The sequence below is a fragment of the Mesorhizobium sp. M8A.F.Ca.ET.202.01.1.1 genome (assembly GCF_004791595.1).
In the GTDB taxonomy this organism is placed as follows: Bacteria; Pseudomonadota; Alphaproteobacteria; order Rhizobiales; family Rhizobiaceae; genus Mesorhizobium.
The window spans coordinates 1-282 of record NZ_SRUN01000310.1; the positions used below are offsets into that span (position 1 = coordinate 1).

Annotated in this window: 1 pseudogene; it reads left to right on the plus strand. The window is 66.3% G+C overall.

Annotation, left to right across the window (positions count from 1 at the left end):
* Window positions 1–282, plus strand: a pseudogene (locus EN845_RS35000) (class II aldolase/adducin family protein); the annotation flags it as partial.

Consider the following 282-nt stretch of genomic DNA (forward strand, 5'->3'; position numbering starts at 1 on the left):
GAAGAACCTTTGGAATGACGCCGAGGCGGAAAAGATGGTTGCCGACTATGCCAGGAAGGGCGTCGGCCGCGATCTTGCGTTGCGCGTCTACACGACCCGCCTGCTCGGCGGCGAGCCGCGGCTGGTGCTGCATGGCGGCGGCAACACCTCGTGCAAGACCAAAGCCACCGATCTGGTCGGCGATGAATGGGACGTGCTCTGCGTCAAGGGCAGCGGCTGGGACATGGCCGTCATCGAGCCGCAGGGCCTGCCGGCGGTGAAGATGGGCCCGCTGCTCAAGGC